Source organism: Pseudomonas sp. B19(2017), from assembly GCF_002113165.1.
In the GTDB taxonomy this organism is placed as follows: Bacteria; Pseudomonadota; Gammaproteobacteria; order Pseudomonadales; family Pseudomonadaceae; genus Aquipseudomonas.
The window spans coordinates 466,808-493,193 of record NZ_NEJR01000001.1 but is presented as its reverse complement, the minus strand read 5'-3'; the positions used below and the strand labels follow the sequence as shown (position 1 = coordinate 493,193).

The window sequence follows — 26,386 nt, the reverse complement described above, 5'->3', positions numbered from 1 at the left end:
GGATTGCACAGCCTTCGAAACCTGTGCAGTCCCTGTGGGAGCGGGCGTGCCCGCGAAGAGGCCGGAACAGACTTACATCAATCCAGAGCCTTCCAGATTTCGGTCGCATATTCCCGAATGGTCCGGTCCGACGAGAACCAACCCATCCGCGCAGTGTTCAGCACCGCCATGCGCCACCACTCCTGCGGCTTGTGCCACAGGTCCTCGACCCGCCGCTGGGCATCCCAGTAGGCATCGAAGTCGGCGCACACCAGGAAGCGGTCATAGGCCACCAGCCCGTCGATCAAGGCGCTGTAGCGCGACGGATCATCCGGCGAGAACACCCCGCTGCGAATGGCCTGCAGCACATCATTCAGGCGACTCGATGCGGCAATTGCCGCCGTCGCACCGAAGTCCCCGGCGCGGCGCCGCGCTTCCACCTGCTGCGCGGTAAGGCCGAAGATGAACATGTTGTCGGCACCGACCTGCTCGCTCATTTCCACGTTGGCACCATCCAGGGTGCCGATGGTCAGCGCGCCGTTGAGGCCGAACTTCATGTTGCTGGTGCCGGAAGCTTCGTAACCGGCGGTGGAAATCTGCTCCGAAAGGTCTGCCGCAGGGATGATGCTTTCGGCCAGGCTGACGTTGTAATTGGGCAGGAACACCACCTTCAGCAGGCCGCGCACGGTCGGGTCGTTGTTCACCACCCGAGCGATGTCGTTGGCCAGCTTGATGATCAGCTTGGCCTGGTGATAGCTGGCCGCAGCCTTGCCGGCGAAAATCTTCACCCGCGGCACCCAGTCGGTACCGGGGTCGTTGCGCATGGCCTGGTACAGCGCCACGGTATGCAGCAGGTTGAGCAATTGGCGTTTGTACTCGTGAATGCGCTTGACCTGCACATCGAACAACGCCTCGGGGTTTACCGTGACGCCCAGGCGGTCCTGGATGATGCTGGCCAAGGCTCGCTTGCTGTGCAGGCGCTGCGCGGCGAACTGTTTGCGGAAGCCGCTCTTGTCGGCGAACGGCACCAGATTGGCCAGGCGCCCTTCGGGGTCATCCAGCAGCTCCGGTCCCAGCGCCTCTACCAGCATCGCGGTCAGTTGCGGGTTGGACTGGTACAGCCAGCGGCGGAAGGTAATGCCGTTGGTCTTGTTGTTGATCCGTTGCGGGTACAGCTTGTGCAACTCGGCGAATACCGTGCTTTTCATCAGCTTGCTGTGCAGCGCGGACACACCGTTGACACTGTGCGAGCCGAGGAAAGCCAGGTTGCCCATGCGCACCCGGCGGCCGTTGTCTTCTTCGATCAAAGACACGGCCCGCAGCACATCGAAGTCGTGCAGGCCTTTCGCCCGCAGCGCGTCGATATGGTAGGCGTTGATCAGGTAGATGATCTGCATGTGCCGCGGCAGCATGCGCTCCATCAACGCCACCGGCCAGGTTTCCAGGGCTTCGGGCAGCAAGGTGTGGTTGGTGTAGGCCAGCGTGCCGACAGTCAGCTCCCAGGCGGTATCCCAAGGAATTTCATGCTGGTCGACCAGCAGGCGCATCAGCTCGGCCACGGCGATCGACGGGTGGGTATCGTTGAGCTGGATGGCCGCCGCATCCGGCAGGTTGAGCAGGTTGTCATGCATGTTCAGGTGGCGGCGCAGCAGGTCCTGCAGCGAAGCCGAGACAAAAAAGTATTCCTGGCGCAGGCGCAGTTCCTGGCCCGCCTCGGTGCTGTCGGCCGGGTACAGCACCCGCGAAATGCTCTCGGCCCGTGCCACCTCGGCCACCGCGCCCAGGTGGTCGCCGGCGTTGAAGCGCTCCAGATGCAGCTCTTCCAGCGCCCGCGCACGCCACAGGCGCAGGGTGTTGACGCTGGCCCCGCGCCAACCGACCACCGGGGTGTCATAGGCCACCGCCCGCACGGTCTCGCCCGGCCACCACACCTGGCGCTGCTGGCCGTGGGTGTCGTGCACCGTTTCGACGCTGCCGCCAAAGCTGATCGGGTAGATCACCTCGGCGCGCTCGAACTCCCAGGGGTTGCCAAAGTCCAGCCAGTTCTCGGTCTGCTCTTGCTGCCAGCCATCGACCATGGCCTGGCGGAACAGCCCGTGCTCGTAGCGGATGCCGTAACCGTGGGCGGCGATGCCAAGGGTCGACATGCTCTCCATGAAGCACGCCGCCAGGCGGCCCAGGCCACCGTTGCCCAGCGCGGCATCGGGCTCGAGCAGGCGGATGCGTTCCAGGTCCACGTCCAGCCCTTCCAGGGCGTCGCGGGCAATGTCGAGCAGGCCCAGGTTGCTCAGGCTGTCGTACAGCAGCCGGCCGATAAGGAATTCGAGGGAAAGGTAATAGACCCGCTTCTGGCTGCGGCGATAAGCCTGACGAGTGTGGTCCATCCAGTGATCGACCATGTGATCGCGCGCGGCCAAGGCAATGGCTTCGAACCAGTCGTGGTCGAAAGCGTGTTCCGGGTCCTTGCCGACCGCATAGGTCAGCTTGTCCAGTACAGCGGCGCGGAATTCGGCCACCTCGGCGTCACGAGCTTTGGGTTCCTGGGACATGCGGCATCCTCGGGCAAGTTGACGAAAACGGAGGGAGACTGTTGAGCCTAGACCCTTCGACAGGGAGTGACAGTTAGCGTTCGCAGTTTTCATGCCCACTCTGCGATTCCGGCAAAAGGTTGTTCATAAATTGAACAATTCCGGTATGATCGCGCGCCCCAAGACCGTGATACACCTCATAACGATGAAAACGACCCTGATCGCCGCAGCCGAAGTCGACCGCCTGGAGACCTGGCAGCGCTACACCAGCAACATGTGCCATGGCTGCCATTCGACCTGCTGCACCCTGCCGGTGGAGGTGAAGATCAAGGATCTGATCCGTATCGGCGTGGTCGATGAGTTCGAGAAAGACGAACCGCCGAAGAACATCGCCAAGCGCCTGCAGAAGGACGGCATCATCGAGCGCTTCAACCAGAAATCCGGGATCTTCACCCTGACCCGGATGAGCAATGACGACTGCCTTTATCTGGATCGTAAAAGCCGCCTGTGCACCATTTATGACAAGCGGCCGGACACCTGCCGCAACCACCCCAAGGTCGGGCCGCGGCCGGGGTATTGTGCCTACAAGCCCAAGGTGGTCGGGCGCTAAGCGCTAGCCTTCAAGGGCCCCTTCGCGGGCTTGCCCGCTCCCACAGGATCTCCACAACATTCAGGACTTGTGCAGTACCTGTGGGAGCGGGCAAGCCCGCGAAAGGGCCGACACAAATCCTGCTGGCAAAAAAAACGCCCCCGGCCTTTCGACCGGGGGCGTTTTCATTCAGCCTGAGCTAACTCAGTTCTTGGCTTTCTTGGCAGCGCGGGTACGCTCGCCTTCGTCCAGGATCTTCTTGCGCAGGCGGATCGACTTCGGCGTCACTTCGCACAGTTCGTCGTCCTGGATGAACTCCAGGGCCTGTTCCAGGGTGTGGCGAACCGGCGGTACCAGGGCGATGACTTCGTCTTTGCCCGAAGCACGCATGTTGTCGAGCTTCTTGCCCTTGGTCGGGTTCACGCCCAGGTCGTTGTCACGGCTGTTCAGGCCGATGATCTGACCGTTGTAGATCTCCTGGCCGTGTTCAACGAACAGCTTGCCGCGAGCCTGCAGGGTTTCCAGCGAGTAGGTCAGCGCCTTGCCGGTCTCTACCGATACCAGAACGCCGTTCAGACGGCCGGACATCTGGCCCGACTTCATGGTGTCGTAGCGATCGAAGATCGAGGTCAGGATGCCTGCACCGTTGGTCAGGGTCAGGAACTGGTTACGGAAACCGATCAGACCGCGGGCTGGAATGTTGTATTCCAGGCGAACACGGCCCTTGCCATCCGGCACCATGTTGGTCAGGTCGCCCTTACGCAGGCCCATCTCTTCCATGACCTTGCCCTGGGATTCTTCAGGGATGTCGATGGTGACGTTTTCGAACGGCTCCTGCTTCACGCCGTCGACTTCGCGGATGATCACTTCAGGACGGCCTACGGCCATCTCGAAGCCTTCACGACGCATGGTTTCGATCAGTACCGACAGATGCAGTTCACCGCGGCCCGATACCTTGAATTTGTCAGGAGAATCAGTTTCCTGAACGCGCAGGGCTACGTTGTACAGCAGCTCTTTGTCCAGACGGTCCTTGATGTTACGGCTGGTGACGAACTTGCCTTCCTTGCCGCAGAACGGCGAGTCGTTGACCTGGAAGGTCATCGAAACGGTTGGCTCGTCGACGGTCAGCGGCTTCATCGCTTCTACCGCATCCGGTGCGCAAAGGGTGTCGGAGATGAACAGCTCGTCGAAACCGCTGATGCAGACGATATCGCCCGCCTGGGCTTCTTCGACATCCACGCGGTGCAGGCCGTGGTGACCCATCAGCTTCAGGATACGACCGTTACGCTTCTTGCCGTTGGTGTCGATGGCGACAACCGGGGTGTTCGGCTTGACGCGACCACGGGCGATACGGCCAACGCCGATAACACCGAGGAAGCTGTTGTAGTCCAGTGCGGAGATCTGCATCTGGAACGGGCCGTCACGGTCAACGGACGGTGCTGGTACGTTGTCGACGATCGACTGGTACAGCGCGGTCATGTCTTCGCCCATTTCGGTGTGGTCCAGACCGGCAATGCCGTTCAGGGCCGAGGCGTAGACAACCTTGAAGTCCAGCTGCTCATCGGTGGCACCGAGGTTGTCGAACAGGTCGAAGATCTGGTCCAGAACCCAGTCAGGACGCGCGCCCGGGCGGTCAACCTTGTTGATCACGACGATTGGCTTCAGGCCAGCTTCGAAAGCCTTTTTGGTCACGAAGCGGGTTTGCGGCATCGGGCCGTCCTGGGCGTCGACCAGCAGCAGCACGGAGTCGACCATGGACATTACACGCTCGACCTCGCCACCGAAGTCGGCGTGGCCGGGGGTGTCGACGATGTTGATGTGGTAGCCGTTCCAGTTGATGGCGGTGTTTTTCGCCAGAATGGTAATGCCGCGCTCTTTTTCCTGGTCGTTGGAGTCCATCACGCGCTCGTCGTTGAGCTCGTTACGCTCCAGGGTGCCGGACTGGCGCAGGAGTTTGTCGACCAGGGTGGTTTTACCATGGTCAACGTGGGCGATGATGGCGATGTTACGCAGATTTTCGATCACAACTGTATCTCGATCAGAGGATTCGGTTGCCGCCAGTGTAGGCGGCGAATATGTACGGTTTGAGGCTCAGCGGGCCCGATGGTCGGGAGGGCGATGGCGGATGCTGCCGCCATACAGCCCTGGCGTCTTATGTCGGACGATAAACACGCACATTGGCATGTCCCTCACTGAGCAGGTGGTGTGCGTGCAGGCGGCTCATCACACCTTTGTCGCAATACAGCAAGTACTGGCGCGTAGGGTCCAGGTGCTTGAACTTGCTGTTGATTGCGTAGAACGGCATGGCCTGGACTTCGATACCCTCCAGCACCAGAGGTTCGTCTTCCTGGGCATCGGGGTGACGAATGTCGATGACGATCTGGCCTGGCAGCGCCTCGGCCACTTCCTCGACTTCGACGTCCTTGCCCAATTCATCGATCACATGGTCGATGGAAATGAATTTGGCACGCTCCAGGGCGCGCTCCAGCACGGCCATGTCGAACTGCTTTTCTTCGTGCTCCATGCGGTGACGCTTGGCATGGGTAGTCGGGTTTACCGAAATCACGCCGCAGTATTCCGGCATGTGCTTGGCGAAGTCGGCGGTGCCGATTTCGGTGGCCTGGTCGATGATGTCCTGCTTGTGGCTGGCCAGCAGCGGGCGCAATACCAGCTTGTCGGTGGCCGAGTCGATGATCGACAGGTTCGGCAGGGTCTGGCTGGACACCTGGGAAATCGCCTCGCCGGTAACCAGCGCATCGATCTGCAGACGGTCGGCCATGTGCGCGGCACCGCGCAGCATCATGCGCTTGAGGGTTACGCCCATATAGCTGTTGTCGACCTTGTTGAGGATCTCGCCGACCACTTCTTCAAACGGCACGCTGATGAACAGCACGCGCTGGCTGCTGCCGTACTTTTTCCACAGGTAGTGAGCCACTTCCATCACGCCCAGTTCGTGGGCACGGCCACCGAGGTTGAAGAAGCAGAAGTGGGTCATCAGGCCGCGGCGCATCATCTGGTAGGCCGCCACGGTGGAGTCGAAGCCGCCGGACATCAGCACCAGGGTCTGCTCCAGGGCACCCAGCGGATAGCCACCAATACCGTTGTGCTGGTTATGGATCACGTACAGACGCTGGTCGCGGATTTCGATGCGCACCAGCACTTCCGGGTTCTTCAGCTCGATGCCGGCGGCGCCGCACTGCTGGCGCAGCTGGCTGCCGACGTAACGGTCAACATCCATCGAGGTGAAGTCGTGGTGGCCGCCGCGCTTGCAGCGCACGGCGAAGTGCTTGCCGGCCAGCAGGTGCCCGAAGTGCTGCTTGCACTTGGCGACGATGTCGTCGAAGTCACCGAGCGGGTATTCCTCTACCTGCAGGAAGTGGGTGATACCCGGGGTGCAGGTGAGGCGCTCGATCATCTCGCGCTGGACTTTTTCGTCTTCGACGCGGGTGACCACTTCGAGGTTGTCCCAGACACCATCGACCACGAGCTCAGGGTCGAGGTCCTTGAGCACGTTGCGGATGTTCTTGCCGAGCTGGCGGATGAAGCGCTTGCGCACCGGCCGGCTCTTGATGGTGATTTCTGGGAAGACTTTGACGATAAGTTTCATTGGTTAACAGCGCGCACAGGGCCTGCCGAAAATGAGGGGCGCGAATTATAGCGGAAATTGCTCAGGATTTGACCAACTTTTGATCAGAAGCTTGCAGATAAATGCAGGAAGCAGGTTTTGTGCTGCCTGTCCCGGCCCTTTCGCGGGCACGCCCGCTCCCACAGGGACTGCACCGATTTCGAATGCAGTGTAATTCCTGTGGGAGCGGGCGTGCCCGCGAAGAGGCCCTTGAACAATGCACACCACCCAACCATCGCACCATATCAGTGCACTGCTACAAAAATTCGCATCTTAAGGGTGCATTTTTCCCCATCGACCCACCACCAGATGCCCGCAAACGCCCCCTTTTATCCCGCGCTCGCCATTTTCGGGCACTGGCATGCAATTTGCTCCCTTGTGAGGCAGGTACGCTTGGCCGACTATCCGCGCCCGGCAACACCCTTTTTCCAGGGCAGCGGCCCACCGCGCTCTAGACCATCCGGAGGACAACATGTCGAAGTCGGTTCAACTCATCAAAGATCATGACGTCAAGTGGATTGATCTGCGTTTCACGGACACCAAAGGCATTCAGCACCACGTGACCATGCCGTCGCGTGATGCGCTGGAAGACGACTTCTTCGAAGTCGGCAAGATGTTCGACGGTTCCTCCATCGCTGGCTGGAAAGGCATCGAAGCATCCGACATGATCCTGATGCCGGTCGACGAAACTGCCGTACTGGACCCGTTCACCGAAGAACCAACCCTGATCATCACCTGCGACATCGTCGACCCGTCGAGCATGCAGGGCTACGATCGCGACCCACGCGCCATCGCCAAACGCGCCGAAGAGTACCTGAAGAGCACCGGCATCGGTGACACCGTATTCGCAGGCCCCGAGCCAGAGTTCTTCATCTTCGACGAAGTGAAGTTCCAGTCGGACATCTCCGGCTCGATGTTCAAGATCTTCTCCGAGCAAGGCTCGTGGATGACCGGTGCTGACGTGGAAGGCGGCAACAAAGGCCACCGTCCAGGCGTGAAAGGCGGCTACTTCCCGGTTCCGCCGTTCGACCACGACCACGAAATCCGTACTGCCATGTGCAACGCACTGGAAGAAATGGGCCAGACCGTCGAAGTTCACCACCACGAAGTGGCGACTGCCGGCCAGAACGAAATCGGCGTCAAGTTCAACACCCTGGTGAAGAAGGCTGACGAAGTACAGGCGCTGAAGTACGTCGTGCACAACGTTGCCGACGCCTACGGCCGCACCGCTACCTTCATGCCGAAGCCCCTGTACGGCGACAACGGCTCGGGCATGCACGTGCACATGTCGATCTGGAAAGACGGCAAGAACACCTTCTCGGGTGAAGGCTATGCCGGCCTGTCCGACACTGCCCTGTACTTCATCGGCGGTATCATCAAGCACGGTAAGGCCCTGAACGGCTTCACCAACCCGTCGACCAACTCCTACAAGCGTCTGGTCCCAGGCTTCGAAGCACCGGTAATGCTGGCCTACTCGGCGCGCAACCGCTCCGCCTCGATCCGTATTCCTTACGTCGGCAGCCCGAAAGCCCGCCGTATCGAAGCCCGCTTCCCGGACCCATCGGCCAACCCGTACCTGGCCTTCGCAGCCCTGCTGATGGCCGGCCTGGACGGTATCCAGAACAAGATCCACCCAGGCGATGCTGCCGACAAGAACCTGTACGACCTGCCGCCTGAAGAGGCCAAGGACATCCCGCAGGTTTGCGGCAGCCTGAAGGAAGCTCTGGAAGAGCTGGACAAAGGCCGTGCGTTCCTGACCAAGGGCGGCGTGTTCTCCGACGACTTCATCGATGCCTTCATCGAGCTGAAGAGCGAAGAAGAAATCAAGGTCCGCACCTTCGTTCACCCGCTGGAATACGAGCTGTACTACAGCTGCTGATCTGATCAGCGCACCTGCGCCGATCAGCTCACCGGAAACGGCCTTCTTCTGAAGGCCGTTTTTGTTTCAAGTCCCACCGATTCAGATGCTTCCTACAAACAAGGCCAACGTTGAGCGCGCACAATCCACTCTCCTGTAACGAGGGGATTGCCATGCGAACTGCGCTACTTCTGCTCACTACCTTGCTCATCACAGGTTGCGACAAAAACCCACCGCAAGCGGCCTCGATAGAAGCTAAGACCCTCCTGCGCACACGCGTGGCCTGGGACCAGACGCCCTATACGCATTACCCGGCGGGCCGGCCCGAACTGTCACTGATGAAAATCCGCATCCCTGCGCACACGACCATGGACTGGCATTGCCACCTGGCGCCCAACGCCGGCTACCTGCTCGATGGCCAGATCGAAGTCGAAAACGCTGCTGGCATACGGGTAATGCTCAACGCAGGCGATGCCTTGGCCGAGATCGTAGGCGGTCTGCATCGAGGACGCACTGCAGAGGCCTCCGCCGAAATCCTGGTGTTCTATGCCGGCGCCAGAGGTGTGGCGCCCTTCACGCCAGCGGAAGAATGCCCGCAACCTGCGCCGAAACAAGGCATGGCCACGCCTACTGCAGGCTGAAAAGCTGATAGCGGAGCTTGTTGCCCGCTTCGACACCCGTCAGGTTCGGGATTCTTCTATGCTCTATATTGGTGCACAAAAGGGCATCAATCTCCGCCGCCATCGCCCAAAACAGGTCACAAGAACCGATTTATCAGGGCATTCTGGTCCGAATTTGCGCAATTCCAGGCTTTTATAGGGAAAATCCGCTTCTTTTCGGAGCCTTGGTTTGTTTCTTGCATTTTGCTTGCATCAGCGGATTCCACAGCGCGTCCGGCCCTGCCCACAGCCATAGTCGACACGCGCCAAAAGAGGTCAACGACGCCTTATGACCATCAGCGATGCGCAGCACCGTCTGCTTCTGGACAACCTGACCACCGCCACGCTACTGCTCAACGCCGAGCTGCGCCTGGAGTACATGAACCCTGCCGCGGAAATGCTGCTGGCTGTCAGTGGTCAGCGCAGCCACGGGCAGTTCATCAGCGAACTGTTCACCGAATCGACCGAGGCGCTCAGCTCGCTGCGCCAGGCAGTCGAGCAGGCGCACCCGTTCACCAAGCGCGAAGCGCAGCTCACCTCGCTGACCGGGCAGGCCATCACCGTCGACTACGCGGTAACGCCGATCCTGCATCAGGGCCAGACCCTGCTGCTGCTGGAGGTGCACCCGCGCGACCGGCTGTTGCGCATCACCAAGGAGGAGGCCCAGCTGAGCAAGCAGGAAACCACCAAGATGCTGGTGCGCGGCCTGGCCCACGAAATCAAGAACCCCCTCGGCGGCATCCGCGGCGCAGCCCAGTTGCTGGCTCGCGAACTGCCGGACGAAGGCCTGCGCGACTACACCAATGTGATCATCGAGGAAGCCGACCGCCTGCGTAACCTGGTTGACCGCATGCTCGGTTCGAACAAGCTGCCGTCGCTGGCCATGACCAACATCCACGAAGTACTGGAGCGGGTCTGCAGCCTGGTAGAGGCCGAAAGCCAGGGCTGCATCACTTTGGTGCGCGATTACGACCCCAGCCTGCCGGACGTGTTGATCGACCGCGAACAGATGATCCAGGCCGTGCTCAACATCGTGCGCAACGCCATGCAGGCGATCAGTTCGCAGAACGAGCTGCGCCTGGGCCGTATCACCCTGCGCAGCCGCGCCCTGCGCCAGTTCACCATCGGTCACGTACGCCATCGCCTGGTGGCGCGGGTGGAGATCATCGACAACGGCCCGGGCATCCCGCCGGAGCTGCAGGACACCCTCTTCTATCCCATGGTCAGCGGCCGCCCGGACGGTACCGGGCTGGGCCTGGCCATTACCCAGAACATCATCAGCCAGCACCAGGGCCTGATCGAGTGTGAAAGCCATGCCGGCCACACCGCCTTCTCGATCTACCTGCCCCTGGAACAAGGAGCCACCGCCTCATGAGCCGAAGTGAAACCGTATGGATCGTCGACGATGATCGCTCCATCCGCTGGGTCCTGGAAAAAGCCCTGCAACAGGAAGGCATGACCACCCAGAGCTTCGATAGCGCCGATGGCGTGATGGGCCGCCTGGCACGCCAGCAACCGGACGTGATCATTTCCGATATCCGCATGCCGGGCACCAGCGGCCTCGACCTGTTGGCACAGATACGTGAGCAGCACCCGCGCCTGCCGGTCATCATCATGACCGCCCACTCCGACCTGGACAGCGCCGTGGCGTCGTACCAGGGCGGTGCATTCGAGTACCTGCCCAAACCGTTCGATGTGGACGAGGCAGTCTCGCTGGTCAAGCGCGCCAACCAGCACGCCCAGGAGCAACAAGGGCTGGATGTGCCGCAGAACCTGGCGCGCACCCCGGAAATCATCGGTGAAGCACCGGCGATGCAGGAAGTGTTCCGCGCCATCGGCCGCCTCAGCCACTCCAACATCACCGTGCTGATCAACGGCGAGTCCGGCACCGGCAAGGAGCTGGTGGCCCACGCCCTGCATCGCCATAGCCCGCGCGCGGCGTCACCGTTCATTGCCCTGAACATGGCCGCCATCCCCAAGGACCTGATGGAGTCCGAGCTGTTCGGCCATGAGAAAGGTGCCTTCACCGGCGCCGCCAACCTGCGCCGGGGGCGCTTCGAGCAGGCCGACGGCGGCACCCTGTTCCTTGACGAAATCGGTGACATGCCCGCCGACACCCAGACCCGCTTGCTGCGGGTACTGGCCGATGGCGAGTTCTATCGCGTGGGCGGCCACGTGCCGGTCAAGGTCGACGTGCGCATCATCGCCGCAACGCACCAGAACCTGGAGTCGCTGGTACAGGCCGGCAAGTTCCGCGAGGACTTGTTCCACCGCCTGAACGTGATCCGTATCCACATTCCGCGGCTGGCCGACCGGCGCGAGGATATCCCTGCCCTCGCCCGCCACTTCCTTGCCCGCGCGGCTCAGGAACTGGCGGTCGAGCCGAAGATCCTCAAGCCGGAAACCGAGGAATTCATCCGCAACCTGCCGTGGCCGGGCAACGTGCGGCAGATGGAGAACACCTGCCGCTGGATCACCGTGATGGCCTCCAGCCGCGAAGTACTGATCGGTGACCTACCGCCCGAACTGCTGAACTTGCCACAGGACGCCGCGCCGGTGACCAACTGGGAGCAGGCCCTGCGCCAGTGGGCCGACCAGGCGTTGGCACGCGGCCAGACCAGCCTGCTGGACAGCGCAGTGCCGAGCTTCGAGCGGATCATGATCGAGACCGCGCTCAAACACACCGCTGGCCGTCGGCGTGATGCGGCGCTGTTGCTGGGTTGGGGGCGCAATACCCTGACGCGCAAGATCAAGGAGTTGGGGATGAACGTGGCGGGGGGAGATGATGAGGAAGGTGACGACCATTAATCCTTGACCGCCTGCACCGACGCATTCGCGGGTAAACCCGCTCCCACAAGTACAGCGCCAGCCTCAAGGTTAGCGCCGTCCCTGTGGGAGCGGGTTTACCCGCGAATGCGTTGTAAGAGCCAGACAAAGTTTCAGCCTTCCGATGCACCGTTCCTGTGCCTGACGCACCGCTCAAAGGCACAAATCCCCTCAAAACCCGGCCAGATTCCCCTCAAAGCCCCTATTCACGGGGCCTGGCAAAACTGGCACGCCCCCTGCAATAGCTAATACATCCCAAGTTTCGGGGGCCCTGGTACAGGCAGGCCGGGTGAACCCCTCTTTTATTCGCAACACCGCCAGTTTTGGGGACCTCGGTACAGGCAGGCCGGGACATCCCCTCTTTTATTCGTGCAGTTTCACCTGCACCCGCCAGCGCCCCGCGTCCTCTGCACCGGCCCATTCGCCCAGCAGGGGGCGCGCAGCGACCACCGTCAGCAATAAACCTTCCTTGCTCTTCTGCACCCGCCAGCTCACCGGCTTGCCTTGCAGGCTCAATTGCCCTTGCTGGGCCTTGCCCTGGGCCTGGAACAGCAGCGCCACAGTGCCGTCCACATTCTCGCCATGCAGCTGGGGCTCCTCGTTGAACCACAGTTGCAGGCCATCCTGCACCACCTCCACCTGCTGCAGCTCGCGCTCGTCGGGCGTGGTCAGGCGGCCGATCATAAGCCCCACCATCAAGCCGACGACAGCCAGCGACAGCATCATCCGCGGGAACGCCTTCGAACGCACGTCCGGTTCGGGGGTAGAATGCCCGTCATCTTCACGCTTGGAGCCGTGCATGTTTCACGTCATCCTTTTTCAACCAGAAATTCCGCCAAATACCGGCAACATCATTCGCCTGTGCGCCAACAGCGGCTGCGACCTGCACCTGATCGAACCCATCAGCTTCGAACTGGATGACAAGCGCCTGCGCCGCGCGGGGCTGGATTACCACGAGTATGCCACGCTCAAGCGCCACGAGAGCCTGGCCGGATGCCTGGAGAGCCTGGGCAACCCACGGCTGTTCGCCTTCACCACCAAGGGCTCGCACCCGTTCCACGAAGTGGCCTACCAGCCGGGGGATGCGTTCCTGTTCGGGCCGGAAAGCCGTGGCTTGCCGACCGAAGTGCTGGACAGCCTGCCGGCCGAACAACGCCTGCGCCTACCGATGCGGCCTGGATGCCGCAGCCTGAACCTGTCCAATACCGTGGCGGTGACGGTATATGAGGCGTGGCGGCAGAACGGGTTTGCCGGGAGCTGAGCGATAGCCTGTGCCGGCCTCTTCGCGGGCGCGCCCGCTCCCACAGGTTCGGGTTCGGCGCGATCCCTGTGGGAGCGGGCGAGCCCGCGAAAGGGCTGGCACAGGCAACAAAAAAGCGCCCCGAGAGGCGCTTTCCTGATACCGGCAGCTATTACTGAACGGTCGGCGCTTCGCCAGCTTCCTGCATGCGCTGCATCTCTTGCGCGTACAGGGCGTCGAAGTTGACCGGCGACAGCATCAGGGCCGGGAACGAACCGCGGGTCACCAGGCTGTCCAGGGTCTCGCGGGCGTACGGGAACAGGATGTTCGGGCAGAACGCACCCAGGGTGTGGCTCATCGAAGCCGCGTCCAGATTCTTGATCAGGAAGATACCGGCCTGCTGAACTTCAGCGATGAAGGCCACTTCGTCACCGTTCTTGACGGTAACCGACAGGGTCAGCACCACCTCGTGGAAGTCGCCTTCCAGGGCTTTCTGCTTGGTGTTCAGGTCCAGGGCAACGCTCGGCTCCCAGGTCTGGCGGAAGATCTGCGGGCTTTTCGGGGCCTCGAACGACAGGTCGCGCACATAGATGCGCTGCATGGAGAACTGAGGGCTGTTGTCTTCTGCAGCAGCGCCGTTGGTCTGTTGGTCAGTCATGGCAGATCCTTATCCTAATGTTTTTGAATGCAGTGCAAATCAGGCCGCCAGCAGCGCGTCGAGCTTGCCGGCGCGCTCCAGGGCGTAGAGGTCATCGCATCCACCGACATGGGTGCTGCCGATCCAGATCTGCGGCACCGATGTACGGCCGGCCTTCTGGCTCATTTCGGCGCGGACCTGCGGCTTGCCGTCGACCTTGATCTCCTCGAAGGCCACGCCCTTGCTCTCGAGCAGGTACTTGGCGCGCATGCAGTAGGGGCAGTAGTCGCTGGAATAGACGATGACGGGCTTCATATCACTTCACCAGGGGCAGGTTATCGGCTTTCCAGCTGGAAACGCCACCGCTCAGTTTGGCGGCGTTGTAACCAGCCTTGAGCAGCTCGCGGCAGATGGTGCCGGACTGCTGGCCCATCGAGTCGACGACGATCAGGGTCTTCTCTTTGTGCTTGTCCAGCTCGCTCATGCGGTTGACCAGCTTGTCCTGCGGGATGTTCACCGCACCGACGATGTGACCGGCGGAATATTCCTTGGTCGGGCGGATGTCGATGACCAGGGCTTTCTCGGCATTGACCAGGGCAGTCAGCTGGCCGTTGCTCAGGCTCTGGCCACCGCGACGGATTTCGTTGACCAGCAGCGCGACCAGCAAGACAACGAAGATCGCCACCAGGATGTAGTGGTTTGTCGCAAATTGAATCAGGTTAGCAACCATCTGGGGTGTTCCACGCGATTGAAAATGCCGGCCAGTATACACAGCCCCTTATTGCCACCAAAGCCCGGCGGGCCGGCGGCAAAGCCATCTGCACATTGCTGGCACGTGCACGCCGGTCGGGGGAATGGGACGAATATTCGCCGTCGGTGGCGCATTTGCCCTAAAATGCGTGTCTTTATCATCTTTGAACAACCGTGAGTTTGATTGATGACGAGTACGCCCAAACCCCTGGTCCTGATCATCCTGGATGGCTTCGGCCACAGCGAAAGCCCCGAATACAACGCCATCTATGCCGCCAACACACCGGTCTATGACCGCCTGCGCGCCAGCCAGCCGCATGGCCTCATTTCCGGTTCTGGCATGGATGTCGGCCTGCCGGACGGGCAGATGGGCAACTCCGAAGTCGGTCACATGAACCTCGGCGCCGGTCGCGTGGTGTACCAGGATTTCACCCGGGTGACCAAGGCCATCCGCGACGGCGAGTTCTTCGAGAACCCGGTGCTCACCGGTTCGGTAGACAAGGCAGCCAGTGCCGGCAAGGCCGTGCACATCCTCGGCCTGCTGTCCGATGGCGGCGTACACAGCCACCAGGACCACCTGGTGGCCATGGCCGAACTGGCCGCTCAGCGCGGTGCGCAGAAGATCTATCTGCACGCCTTCCTCGACGGCCGCGACACGCCGCCACGCAGCGCGCAGTCGTCCATCGAACTGCTCGACGCCACCTTCGCCAGGCTGGGCAAGGGCCGCATCGCCAGCCTGATCGGCCGCTACTACGCCATGGACCGCGACAACCGCTGGGACCGCGTCAGCGCCGCCTATAACCTGATCGTCGACAGCGCTGCCGAATACACCGCCGACACCGCCCTGGCCGGCCTGGAAGCGGCCTATGCCCGCGACGAGAGCGACGAGTTCGTCAAGGCCACGCGCATCGGTGAAGCCGTCAAGGTCGAAGACGGCGACGCGGTGATTTTCATGAACTTCCGCGCCGACCGCGCTCGCGAACTTTCGCGCGTGTTCGTCGAAGCCGACTTCAACGAATTCCCGCGTGCCCGCCTGCCAAAACTGGCCGCCTACATCGGCCTGACCCAGTACTCGGCGAAAATCCCGGCCCCCGCCGCCTTCGCCCCGGCCAGCCTGAACAACGTACTGGGCGAGTACCTGGCGAAAAACGGCAAGACCCAGCTGCGCATCGCCGAAACCGAGAAGTACGCCCACGTCACTTTCTTCTTCTCCGGTGGCCGCGAGGAACCGTTCGAAGGCGAAGAGCGCATCCTGATTCCGTCGCCGAAAGTCGCCACCTACGACCTGCAGCCGGAAATGAGCGCACCGGAAGTGACCGACCGCATCATCGAGGCCATCGAGCAGCAGCGTTATGACGTGATCGTGGTCAACTACGCCAATGGCGACATGGTTGGCCACACTGGCGTGTTCGAAGCTGCGGTCAAGGCCGTCGAAGCCCTGGATACCTGCGTTGGCCGCATCGTTGAAGCCTTGGACAAAGTCGGCGGCGAAGCGCTGATCACGGCTGACCACGGCAACGTCGAGCAGATGGAAGACGAGTGCACTGGCCAGGCGCACACCGCGCACACCACCGAGCCGGTACCGTTCATTTATGTGGGCAAGCGCAATGTGAAAGTGCGGGATGGCGGTGTGCTGGCTGATGTGGCGCCGACCATGCTGAAGCTGCTGGGGCTGGAGAAGCCGGTGGAAATGACCGGCACATCCATCCTGGTTGACCCCTGATTCTGTGTATTGGGGCCGCTCTGCGGCCCTTCGCGGGCACGCCCGCTCCCACAGGATCGGCGGTACAGCCTGCTTTTGTGGGAGCGGGCGTGCCCGCGAAGGGCTGCAGCGCAGCCCCAATAACACATGAATTCCAGACAAACGCCCCTCTGCACCCGCAGCGAGGCGTTTTTTTTGCCCGCCCGCGCGGGCATACTAGGCCAGTCTCCATCCTTGGTACGCCAAACCCCATGCTTCGCGCCCTGATCCTCCTAGCCCTGTCTTGCCTGCTCAGCCCGGCCTTTGCCGATGAGCGTGCGCAGACCCAGCAGCAACTGGACGCCACCCGCCAGGACATTGCCGAGCTCAAGAAGACGCTGGGCAAGCTCCAGGAAGAAAAGGCCGGTGTGCAAAAGGACCTCAAAGCCACCGAGACCGATATCGGCAACCTCGAAAAGCAGGTGGAGGCCCTGCAGCAAGAACTAAAAAAGACCGAGGGCGAGCTGGAGCGCCTTGATTCCGAGAAAAAAAAACTCCAGAGCGCCCGCGTTGAACAACAGCGACTGATCGCCATCCAGGCCCGCTCGGCCTACCAGAACGGCCGTGAGGAATACCTCAAGCTGCTGCTCAACCAGCAGAACCCCGAAAAGTTCGCCCGTACCCTCACCTACTACGACTACCTGAGCAAGGCGCGCCTGGAGCAACTGCGCACCTTCAACGAGACCCTGCGCCAGTTGGCCAACGTCGAACAGGAAATCGCCACCCAGCAGCAACAGTTGCTGGCCCAGCGCGCCGACCTCGACAGCCGCCGACAGGCTCTGGAAACCGAGCGGGGCAAGCGCCAGCAGGTACTGGCCAAGCTCAACAGCGACATGAAGGACCGCGACCAGAAGCTGCAATCGCGCGAGCAGGACCAGGCCGACCTGTCCAAAGTTCTCAAGACCATCGAGGAAACCCTCGCCCGCCAGGCCCGCGAGGCCGAAGAAGCGCGCAAGAAGGCCCTGCTGGCCCAGCAGGAAGCGGAAAAACGACGCCAGCAGGAAGCCCTGGCCGCCGCTGCCGCCCGCGAACAGGCCCGCGAACCGGTGGAACCACCGAAAAAGGCCCGCACCACCCTGGGCCCGATGGTTTCCAGCGATGGCGTCAGCTACGGTGGCGCATTTTCTGCCGCTCGGGGAAAACTTCCCTGGCCAGTCAATGGTCGATTGCTGGCACGCTTCGGTGATGCCCGTGGCAGCGATGCACGTGCCAAGTGGGACGGGGTGATGATCAGCGCCAACCCCGGCACCCAGGTACGAGCCGTGCATGGCGGGCGCGTCGTGTTCGCCGACTGGTTGCGCGGTGCCGGGCTTCTGGTCATTCTCGACCATGGCAACGGTTACCTGAGCCTGTACGGCCATAACCAGAGCCTGCTCAAGAGCGCCGGTGATATCGTCAAGGCCGGCGAAGCCATTTCCACCGTTGGCGACAGCGGCGGCCAGGACGCTGCCGGCTTGTATTTCGCCATCCGCCAGCAGGGCCGGCCTACCGACCCTTCACAGTGGTGCCGGGGCTAGTCAAATTTCTACGGGGTAGCCACGGGCTGCCCCGATGCTCCCCAGGGAGCGCTTACAGGATCAGGAGTTCGTTCGACATGCTGCACTCGCCTCGTCTCACCCAGCTGGCCCTGTCCATCGCCCTGGCGATCGGCGCGCCCCTGGCCATTGCCGCAGAGCCGGCCAAGCCGGCCGCAGTAGCGGCCACCGAGGTGACCGCCAAGGCGCCACTGCCGCTTGAAGAGCTGCGCACCTTCGCCGAAGTCATGGACCGCATCAAGGCGGCCTATGTGGAGCCGGTGGATGACAAGACCCTGCTGGAAAATGCCATCAAGGGCATGCTCAGCAACCTGGACCCGCACTCGGCCTACCTCGGCCCCGAGGACTTCCAGGAACTGCAGGAAAGCACCAGCGGCGAGTTCGGCGGGCTGGGCATCGAAGTGGGCCAGGAGGACGGCTTCATCAAGGTGGTCTCGCCGATCGATGACACCCCGGCCTCGCGTGCCGGCGTGCAGGCAGGCGACCTGATCGTCAAGATCAACGGCGCCCCGACCCGTGGCCAGACCATGACCGAAGCGGTCGACAAGATGCGCGGCAAGGTCGGCGAGAAAATCACCCTGACCCTGGTACGTGACGGCGGCAACCCCTTCGACGTGACCCTTGCCCGTGCGGTCATCCAGGTCAAGAGCGTGAAGAGCCAGCTGCTGGAGAACGACTACGGCTACATCCGTATCACCCAGTTCCAGGTCAAGACCGGCGACGAAGTCGGCAAGGCCCTGGCCAAGCTGCGCAAGGACAACGGCAAGAAGCTGCGTGGTGTGGTACTGGACCTGCGCAACAACCCCGGTGGCGTGCTGCAGTCGGCGGTGGAAGTGGCCGACCACTTCCTGACCAAGGGCCTGATCGTCTACACCAAGGGCCGCATCGCCAACTCCGAGCTGCGCTTCTCGGCCGACCCGGCCGACGCCAGCGCCGGCGTGCCACTGGTAGTGCTGATCAACGGCGGCAGCGCCTCGGCCTCGGAAATTGTCGCCGGCGCCCTGCAAGACCAGAAACGCGCGGTGCTGATGGGTACCGACAGCTTCGGCAAAGGCTCGGTGCAGACCGTGCTGCCACTGGCCAACGACCGTGCGCTGAAGCTCACCACCGCGCTGTACTTCACCCCTAATGGCCGCTCGATCCAGGCCCAGGGCATCGTCCCCGACATCGAAGTGCGCCCGGCCAAGCTCACCGCCGAAGCCGACACCGACAACTTCAAGGAAGCCGACCTGCAGGGCCACCTGGGCAACGGCAACGGCGGCGCCGACCGCCCGACCGGCAGCGGCAAGCGCAAGGAGCGTCCACAGGATGACGACTTCCAGCTGAGCCAGGCCCTGAGCCTGCTCAAGGGCCTGAACATCACCAAGGGCGACTGACCCACCCCATGCGTTATCTGCTGTGTCTGTTGTTCTGCCTGTTGGCCGGGGTCGCGCAAGCGGCGCCGGCCGGCAAGGCCTACATGAGCATCATCATCGACGACCTGGGCCAGAGCCCCGAGCGTGACAGCCGCACCCTGGCCCTGCCCGGGCCGGTGACCATGGCGATCATGCCTGATACCCCACATGCCACCGACTTCGCTCGCCAGGCACACAAGGCCGGCAAGACGGTAATCCTGCACATGCCCATGGACCCGGCCACCGGGCCCTATGCCTGGCATCCTGGCCTACCCATCGAGGAGCTGGCCAGGCGCCTGGACAGCGCCTTGCTCAAGGTGCCCTACGCCGCCGGCATCAACAACCACATGGGCAGCCGCATGACCGCGCAGCGCGAACCCATGGACTGGCTGATGGGCGAATTGCAGCGGCGCCATCTGTTCTTCGTCGACAGCCGCACCAGCGCCGCCACCGTGGCCGCAGCCGAAGCCCAGCGCATCGGCCTGGCCCACGTTTCGCGCGATGTGTTCCTTGACGACGTGCGCACCACCGAGGCGATTACGCAGCAGTTTCAGCAAGCCATTGCCACGGCCCGCAAGCAAGGCTCGGCAGTGCTGATCGGGCATCCTTACCCGCAGACGCTGGAAGTGCTGGAGCGCGAACTGCCACGGCTCAACGGCCAAGGTGTCATCTTGATCAAGCTGTCGCAGATGATCGCCGAGCGGAGTAACCAGGCAATGCCGGCACATGGCAAGCATGGCCGCTACAGCAACCGCTGAGCAGGCCCTTCAACTATGTACCGCCAAGCGCATCGGTAGCACCTTCACCCTTCGTCCTCCATCCCATGGAGGTACGACATGCATAACCCCTTACTCCTGGCCACACTGGGCCTGACACTCTTCAGCAACCTGGCCAATGCCAACGACACCACGCCTCCTCCCGCAGCACCACTTGCCCTGCACAACAGCGCTGGCCAGAACTCGCAGTGGACAGGCGTTGGCCGGCTGATCTGGAAAAACCGACATTGCATCGGCACCTTGCTGGACAGCCGTGATGACACCCACGGTACAAGTGGGCCGGCCTACATACTGACAGCCGGCCACTGCGCTGGCGGTGTCAATGGCAAGGTCATTGTCGACCAGCCGATTACCGGCAGCATTGCCTTCAATTATTTTGTCTATACACAAGACCAGCACCACACCGTGCCGTTGAAACGAACGGTATGGAGCAGCCTGCAAGGTGCCGACCTGGCGCTTCTGGAACTGGAGGCCACCCTTGAGGAGCTGCTGGCACAAGGCATCACGCCACTCAAGCTGGGCCGCTCCGCGGCATCGGGCAGCGCGGTTCAGGTAATCGGCGAACCCAGCTCAATCGGCAAAGGCCTGCGCTTGTCCACCTGCACGGAGCGCTTCCACAGTACATCCAGTGTCGGCAACTGGGTGTGGCGCAACGTCAGGCGTAACGATTGCCAAGGCCTGGATGAGGGGGCCTCCGGCAGCCCGGTCATCGACACCGCCAGCAATCGCCTGGTCAGCATTGCCAACAGCCTGCATGACAACGAGGTCGGTGCAATCCCGGTCCAACGCCTTCATGGCTGCTTCAGTGCAGGCCGTGCAGACCTCGATCTGGAAGATTGCCAGTTGCTGCCGGGCTTTCAACTCGAGCCGCAGGGCAACAGCTTCAAAACACTGACCAAGGACCGAGGCTTGGCCGATGAGCCCCTCGAGCCTGCGCGCTGGGGCTTCCAGTTCCTGATCGATACACCGCGCTACCGCTACAAAACCAGCACAGACGCACTCGCATGCGAAGACCCGGTTGGCTACAGCGGCACCCTCCCTTCAAGCGAAGCCATGATCAACGACCCGATCGGCCCCGAGCCCGGTACTCACTACTTGTGCCTGGTCGGCGTACAGTCGCCAGAGCAGTTACCTTCTCGTGCGCTCATGGCCAATAGCCTGAGCATCAAGGTGGAGCTGCTACCACCTGGCAAACCCTTGGCTCAGGTGATGACTGAACACTTGCCTGACGGTGGCGCCCGGATCAGTTGGTTGCGCGATCCTGATGTGGTGTTCTACCGGGTAAAACGTGGTGCACCGGCAACGACAGATTGCAATGATCCGTCAGGCTATCGCCTGTTGCGCGCACAAAGCCGCGATCTCCCGGGTTCGGCCCTGCCCTTGAAGCTATGCAGCGTCGCCATCGATGTGATTGGGCAGAGTTCCGAGTTCCGTACGGATCTGGTTCAAGCCGTGGCACCGTAACAGGCTGCCCGAGCCTGCCGTACCCGGGCATGAATGCCAGGTTCGGCAGGCCGGCTCCCGTCTTGTTACCGGGCCGGTCAATGGAACGGAATGATCCCCCGCGCTTGCTCCAGCGTCAGCCTGCCCCGGTGGAGCCGCTGCCCTGCGCTCGCAGCGAGGCGGCTGCTCATGCGACGTTGGCTCCAGGTCTTGAGGTGGCCGGTAAGGAAATCCTCGGCGAAGTCGTCAGGCGAGCGGAAATGGAAATGCGCAGCCCACAGATTTCGTTTGCTTGGCAGGCGCAGCACCCGATATTCGTCAAACGCACTACCATCCTGCATGGTACGCCGCTCATTGTATTCAACCGTGATCAGCTTCTTTGCGTGCAGGAAGCGCAAGGCTTCAGCGGAGGGATAATGGGTGTCGGTATATAGGGTGGTGAGTTGGAGCTCTTTCTCCGCAGCCAAAGCATCCGCCTCGCGCTCCAGGGTCCTGAGCAGCGTGTCGTTGCCACCGGCATCACGCAGCGTGCTTGCTGCCTGATCCAGTTTGCCCAGCTGTTGGTCGAACAAACGAGCGAGCAAGGTACCCTTGATATCGTTGTCGACATACGACTTGGCCTTCACCCGCAACGCATTGCTCTCGTCCAGCAGTGACTGCACCCACATGGCCAGGTCACTTGGGGGCGCTTCGTCAGCCGCCGAAGGCTGCTCAGCCTCGCGCTGGCGCCACTCGCCCTCTATTCGTTCGAACGTGGCCAGCACGGTTTCGCTGACCGCCTCACGCACCTCGAGCAGGCGCTGCCCCTGCACTTCGATCTCGGTTCCGATCATTAGCTGGCCCTGAGCATTGCGCACTAGCCGCTGCGTCGCGCTGGACGCCTTGTAAGGCGAAGACCTGGCAGGCACGCTGGGGTCATCCTGCTCCCGAGCCGCCTCGACCAGACGGCTGCCCGCATCCAGCTTGAGCTTGCCGAGATGCTCGCGGTAGCGATCGATCATCGTCGGCTCGATCAACACCCCGCCTTCCTTGCGAATACGGTCGCTGTCGAGCAGCGCAGCACTGTATTCATCCCAGGCTTCCTGCAGGATGACGATCCGGTCCTGCGCCGACAGGTTGGCGAAGTCCAGCTCGCCATGAGCTTCAGCGGCGTTGCGCAGACTCAGGCTGGCCAGCTCCTCCCTGTAACCGGCAAGCACGTTTTGCCCGGACTCACTGTCAAGGTGCAAGGCCAGGTCAGCCAGGTTCAATACCTGGTGGAAACGCAGCTGAACCGTGGAGACGTTGCGCCGGGCAATCAGTTGCGCAACGGTACGCACAGGTTCATCCGAGATACCGCTGATCGCGAAATCGTCTGCAGTATCAGCCAACAACTGGTCGAGATCCTCGAACCCTACGAGTATGCGCTCCTGCAGGCCGACAACCTTTTCCAGCCTGAGGCGGAACGTCTGATACAGCTCAGCGACTTCGGCGACTGGCTGCCCATCCAGAGCCTTTTGCATTTCGACCAATTTGGGGTAATCCACCAGGTCCCAGAGCTCATCGATGATGAAGTCGCTATTGCGGATAAGTCCCTCCCGTGCAGTTGTCTCGTATTGTGGAAGCACATCATCCCAGTTGCCCTTCTGCCGCTCGTTGGCATATTTGGGTTCTTTGATGGTCGCCAGTAAAGGGAGTGTTGCCCTTTCAGCGCTGACAGCGGCCTCCAACTGCTGTATCGCCCGGTCCCTCTGCTGGAGGCTATCCACCTCCAGAGCGGTTATGCGCTCATCGTAGCGCTGCAGCAGAGCTCTCAAACGGGCAGCTTCGTCTCCCTCCGGCAGCGACGATTGGGTTGCGGCTGCCTTGGCTCTGAGCGCCTTCAAAGCGTCGAGCTTTTTCTTCGAGTCGAGCGATTTCGCGGCCATGCTGCCGAATTGCTCTCTTGCCCGGTTGACCTGTTGATCTAGCTGGTTGATTTTCTGATGCAATTCGCGGAAGCGCTTTGCCAGCCGGGCGCGGGCAGAGTTTTGCGGCATACCACCGGCCAGACGAAGTGTCGTATCAACCCGCCAGACGCTATCGGTAAAACTCAGCCAGGGCCCTGGGGTTCCTTTGGAGCCGACCACCCGCACACCACCTGGCAACTGCTCCACGCGGTAGACGTCACCAGCCAAAGCCACGTAATAGTTGTCGTCGATGCGGTACAAGCCCTCCATGTTTCCGTCACCCAACGGTTTGATGCCATTGAGCGACACACTGGAACGCATGGCCAGCAGGGCTTTGCGCTGGGCGTGTGGCAACCAGTTGAAGCCACTCTGGCCACGCCAGCTAAAATCAAGCCAGCTGCTGGGCAGCGCTTCACCAGCAACCTGCGCCTGCTCCACCGGGGCGACAGTAACCTCGGCAAAGGCCCCGCGCTGCGGCGCAGGCCCTTCCACAGCTGCCGCGCCAGGCAGTTCATGGCTGGGAACTTTGCGTCGGGGTTGCCTGGCATGCAACAACACCATGCTCAAATTCAGCATCAGATCGGCAGCGGCAGCCGCACGATCAAACTCATCGTCGCGCTCAAGGGCGTCAAGGTCGTGCTCCAAGGAAGCCAGCAGTTGTACCAGCCAGGCCACGGATGCCACCGGCCCACGAAGCGCCAAGGTCACGACATCGAACAATAGCCATGCGCCCTCGCACAGGGTCTGCCAGCGGCTCTCGGCATTGGATACAGACTGCTCTTCGGCGACACTTACCAGCAGATCGCGGTTCGCCCCGTAAAACTTCTCGTCGATGTTGTTACGCCAATAGGTGATGGCCAGCTGGGCCGGTGCCGGGCGTGTGGGATTGACGTAGGGGTCGATGCCGATAACCCTGATGTGGGGTTCGCTGAAACCACCATGGTCATATACCGACCGGACGCTCGGATCCATCCAGTCGAGAATGCTGTCCTGCAGGATCACCGACTCGCGCACATGTTCGAGCAAGGCCGACAGGCTGGCATATTCACGAAGCGTGTCCTGGCTGAACAAAGGGCGGTAAAGCAGTACCAGCGAGGGTTCTGCGCAGTACAGAATGTACATGCACCGGACTTCGTCCGTTTTCGCAGAGGTTGCGCTGCGCTTGAACGCCAACGGAATCAACATCATTCGCGGCGTGCTCGGGTCGACATGACCGGCACAGAAGTCGACCACGCATTGCAGCCCAGGCTCTGTGACCTTTGCGTCAAGCTTGGCAGTGATCGCACTGGCGAGCAGAGCGGCACGCCATTCCCCACCCAACCGCCTGACCCGGTCCGCGCGAGTGGCCGGATCGTCCAGCTGCGCGGCGACATAGGCTGGATAGTGGCTTCCGATATCCACCTTGGTGACCAGTGCCTTGGCTGACTCGGCATTCAACCATGCCGGCACATCCCCGCCGCTGCGAAGGTAAACCCGCTTGATGCTCGCCCCCTTGAGGGAGGCGAGGTTACCGATGGCGAACTCGGTGAGCGTCTTGCTGCCAGCGAAAGCGAGCGGCTCACCACCGCCAGCACCTGTTGCCGCCCCTCCCGGCACCCCGCGGGCGAGGTAAAGGTCGAACATCAGCTCATCCGGTGAGATGTCAGCCGCATGGTCCTCGCGGATTTGTGCAATCAGCCGCCGGCGAGCGTAATCGGTCAACGGCTGAATGCCATCCAGTGCCGCGATGCCGCCCGAGTCGAGTTGATATAGCGCGATCTGCAGCAACGCAGCCCTGCACGCAAAGCTGTCCCGTGCATGGCTATCCCGCAAACCCGGAGGTGGTTGTACTGCCGGGGTTTCGTCCTGGTAGGCCTCGAACCAGGGCGAAGGATCGCTCAGTTGGGCGAAACGCTGCTCAAGGGCCGAAACGTCTTTGATTTCGCAATAGCGGGCTTGCTCGATTCTCTGAAACAGCGTCTCGAGCAAGAGCGAGACCTGCTGGGCGAAAACGTTGCCTTGGGCCGGATGACGTTGCCAACTCATTTGTTCGAAGGCATAGGCTTGCGCCAGTTCGTCACGCAACGCCAGGCCAAACGCAGTCAACGAATCGAAGCTGCGCACCGCGCCCGAAGGCGCGCACCACAGGACAACCTCGCGCTCGTCCCACTCACCACAAATCAGCATCTGGCATTGCATCTGGGCATACTGCAGTGACGCACTGGTCAGATGCGTCTGGACGACGTACACCGGGGGCTGGTCGTCACCGCCGTGCAGCAGCCCACGGATACACGCCTGCTCCTGCGGATCCAGTCCTTGCAAGGGCAGCCCGCGCAGCAGGGCGGTCTTGAGCAGCAACTGCAACCAGCTGTCGCGACTGACTGCTGCGTTGCCCGTGCCCCGCCAATACTCGAGCTGGGCCTCGCAGAAACGTTGTGGAAGCTCCTCTACCAGCTGATTGAGGGCGGATGACAAGCCTGACAACTGACGGGTATCGAAATCACTCGTCGAGCCGGCGAAACGATAGCCGCCAGTCAACCCGAGGTTGAAATGGCGGCCATCAGCCAGTGGCTCGAGACTCAGCGGCTGCGGGTCGAGCAAGGCTTGCAGAACCCGGTCCACCAAGGGGCCGGTGGTCCAATAGTTGGTGTAGGGCTCCGGGCTGTCCAGCGTCAGCGGGTCAGCCGTTGTCAGGGCAGGGGTAACGTAGGCCAACCATGGCAATTCTGCCAGCAACACGCGCAGCAGCTGTGCACTGGCGACCTGGCGCAGGGTCGGCCGATCGTCGAACTGCCTGGCAACGGCCTGCCTGAAATCAAAGACTGGAACCTGGTTACGGGTCATGCTGGGTGCCTCCGCCTCGAAAAACGGTAGGCTGTGGCAAGCAGGCCCGTTACCC

At 61.9% G+C, this 26,386-nt stretch carries 19 protein-coding genes; 11 read left to right on the top strand and 8 right to left on the bottom strand.

All coding sequences use genetic code 11. The annotated features are described in order from the left end of the window. Positions 1-77: 77 nt before the first annotated feature. Positions 78-2,528: a glycogen/starch/alpha-glucan phosphorylase gene (locus CAF70_RS02325; RefSeq protein ID WP_085621710.1), complete on the bottom strand. Its 2,451-nt coding sequence runs from the start codon at positions 2,526-2,528 to the stop codon at positions 78-80. A 184-nt stretch (positions 2,529-2,712) separates the two neighbouring features. Here CAF70_RS02325 and CAF70_RS02320 point away from each other — a divergent pair, with 184 nt between their 5' ends. Further along, a complete protein-coding gene (locus tag CAF70_RS02320) occupies positions 2,713-3,117 on the top strand; it encodes a YkgJ family cysteine cluster protein (protein WP_003259873.1) in 405 nt (134 codons plus the stop codon). Between the two features lie 183 nt (positions 3,118-3,300). Here CAF70_RS02320 and typA read toward each other — a convergent pair whose 3' ends face one another. Both typA and thiI read right to left on the bottom strand, forming a co-directional pair. Continuing rightward, a complete protein-coding gene (gene typA / locus CAF70_RS02310; RefSeq protein WP_016712460.1) occupies positions 3,301-5,121 on the bottom strand; it encodes a translational GTPase TypA in 1,821 nt (606 codons plus the stop codon). Between the two features lie 127 nt (positions 5,122-5,248). After that, on the bottom strand, positions 5,249-6,703 hold the full coding sequence (gene thiI, locus CAF70_RS02305) for a tRNA uracil 4-sulfurtransferase ThiI (RefSeq protein WP_085621708.1): 1,455 nt from the start codon (positions 6,701-6,703) through the stop codon (positions 5,249-5,251). Positions 6,704-7,193: 490 nt separating this feature from the next. On the opposite strand from thiI, the gene glnA reads away from it, so the two are divergent. The 4 genes from glnA to ntrC all read left to right on the top strand — a co-directional run bounded on the left by glnA (position 7,194) and on the right by ntrC (position 12,046). Beyond that, on the top strand, positions 7,194-8,600 hold the full coding sequence (glnA, locus tag CAF70_RS02300) for a type I glutamate--ammonia ligase (RefSeq protein ID WP_025340936.1): 1,407 nt from the start codon (positions 7,194-7,196) through the stop codon (positions 8,598-8,600). Positions 8,601-8,917: 317 nt separating this feature from the next. After that, a complete protein-coding gene (locus CAF70_RS02295) occupies positions 8,918-9,220 on the top strand; it encodes a hypothetical protein (RefSeq protein WP_143491505.1) in 303 nt (100 codons plus the stop codon). 307 nt (positions 9,221-9,527) lie between these two features. Beyond that, positions 9,528-10,613, top strand: a complete 1,086-nt coding sequence (gene glnL / locus CAF70_RS02290; RefSeq protein WP_063912033.1) for a nitrogen regulation protein NR(II) — start codon at positions 9,528-9,530, stop codon at positions 10,611-10,613. Then, complete coding sequence (ntrC, locus tag CAF70_RS02285; protein WP_003249213.1) at positions 10,610-12,046, top strand: nitrogen regulation protein NR(I); 1,437 nt, start codon at positions 10,610-10,612, stop codon at positions 12,044-12,046. The genes glnL and ntrC overlap by 4 nt, the downstream gene beginning before the upstream one ends. Before the next feature lie 381 nt (positions 12,047-12,427). Here the strand turns inward: ntrC and CAF70_RS02280 are convergent, their stop codons facing one another. Next, positions 12,428-12,865, bottom strand: a complete 438-nt coding sequence (locus tag CAF70_RS02280; protein ID WP_085621706.1) for a hypothetical protein — start codon at positions 12,863-12,865, stop codon at positions 12,428-12,430. Here CAF70_RS02280 and trmL point away from each other — a divergent pair. After that, entirely contained in the window at positions 12,864-13,325 is a 462-nt protein-coding gene (gene trmL / locus CAF70_RS02275; RefSeq protein ID WP_025340939.1) for a tRNA (uridine(34)/cytosine(34)/5-carboxymethylaminomethyluridine(34)-2'-O)-methyltransferase TrmL, read from the top strand. The two genes, CAF70_RS02280 and trmL, sit on opposite strands and share 2 nt — an antisense overlap. Before the next feature lie 151 nt (positions 13,326-13,476). Here trmL and secB read toward each other — a convergent pair whose 3' ends face one another. The 3 genes from secB to CAF70_RS02260 are packed head-to-tail and all read right to left on the bottom strand — an operon-like array spanning position 13,477 to position 14,671. Further along, the gene (secB, locus tag CAF70_RS02270; protein ID WP_013974581.1) at positions 13,477-13,962 is read right to left on the bottom strand and encodes a protein-export chaperone SecB; all 486 of its coding nucleotides are present in this window, start codon (positions 13,960-13,962) and stop codon (positions 13,477-13,479) included. A gap of 39 nt (positions 13,963-14,001) precedes the next feature. Next, a complete protein-coding gene (gene grxC / locus CAF70_RS02265; protein WP_003249204.1) occupies positions 14,002-14,256 on the bottom strand; it encodes a glutaredoxin 3 in 255 nt (84 codons plus the stop codon). Position 14,257: 1 nt separating this feature from the next. After that, complete coding sequence (locus CAF70_RS02260) at positions 14,258-14,671, bottom strand: rhodanese-like domain-containing protein (protein WP_003259887.1); 414 nt, start codon at positions 14,669-14,671, stop codon at positions 14,258-14,260. Between the two features lie 207 nt (positions 14,672-14,878). Between CAF70_RS02260 and gpmI the strand changes: the two genes are divergently transcribed. The 5 genes from gpmI to CAF70_RS02235 all read left to right on the top strand — a co-directional run bounded on the left by gpmI (position 14,879) and on the right by CAF70_RS02235 (position 21,601). Next, positions 14,879-16,414 (top strand): 2,3-bisphosphoglycerate-independent phosphoglycerate mutase, encoded by a 1,536-nt coding sequence (gene gpmI, locus CAF70_RS02255; RefSeq protein ID WP_085621705.1) that lies wholly within the window; start codon positions 14,879-14,881, stop codon positions 16,412-16,414. A 230-nt stretch (positions 16,415-16,644) separates the two neighbouring features. Continuing rightward, positions 16,645-17,949, top strand: a complete 1,305-nt coding sequence (locus CAF70_RS02250; RefSeq protein WP_085621704.1) for a murein hydrolase activator EnvC — start codon at positions 16,645-16,647, stop codon at positions 17,947-17,949. 77 nt (positions 17,950-18,026) lie between these two features. Further along, on the top strand, positions 18,027-19,343 hold the full coding sequence (locus CAF70_RS02245) for a S41 family peptidase (protein ID WP_085621703.1): 1,317 nt from the start codon (positions 18,027-18,029) through the stop codon (positions 19,341-19,343). Between the two features lie 8 nt (positions 19,344-19,351). Then, positions 19,352-20,119, top strand: coding sequence for a divergent polysaccharide deacetylase family protein (locus CAF70_RS02240; protein WP_085621702.1), 768 nt, complete (start codon positions 19,352-19,354; stop codon positions 20,117-20,119). Positions 20,120-20,197: 78 nt separating this feature from the next. Then, positions 20,198-21,601: a trypsin-like peptidase domain-containing protein gene (locus CAF70_RS02235; protein WP_085621701.1), complete on the top strand. Its 1,404-nt coding sequence runs from the start codon at positions 20,198-20,200 to the stop codon at positions 21,599-21,601. A 77-nt stretch (positions 21,602-21,678) separates the two neighbouring features. Here the strand turns inward: CAF70_RS02235 and CAF70_RS02230 are convergent, their stop codons facing one another. Next, the gene (locus CAF70_RS02230; protein WP_085621700.1) at positions 21,679-26,331 is read right to left on the bottom strand and encodes a DUF6543 domain-containing protein; all 4,653 of its coding nucleotides are present in this window, start codon (positions 26,329-26,331) and stop codon (positions 21,679-21,681) included. Between the last annotated feature and the right edge of the window lie 55 nt (positions 26,332-26,386).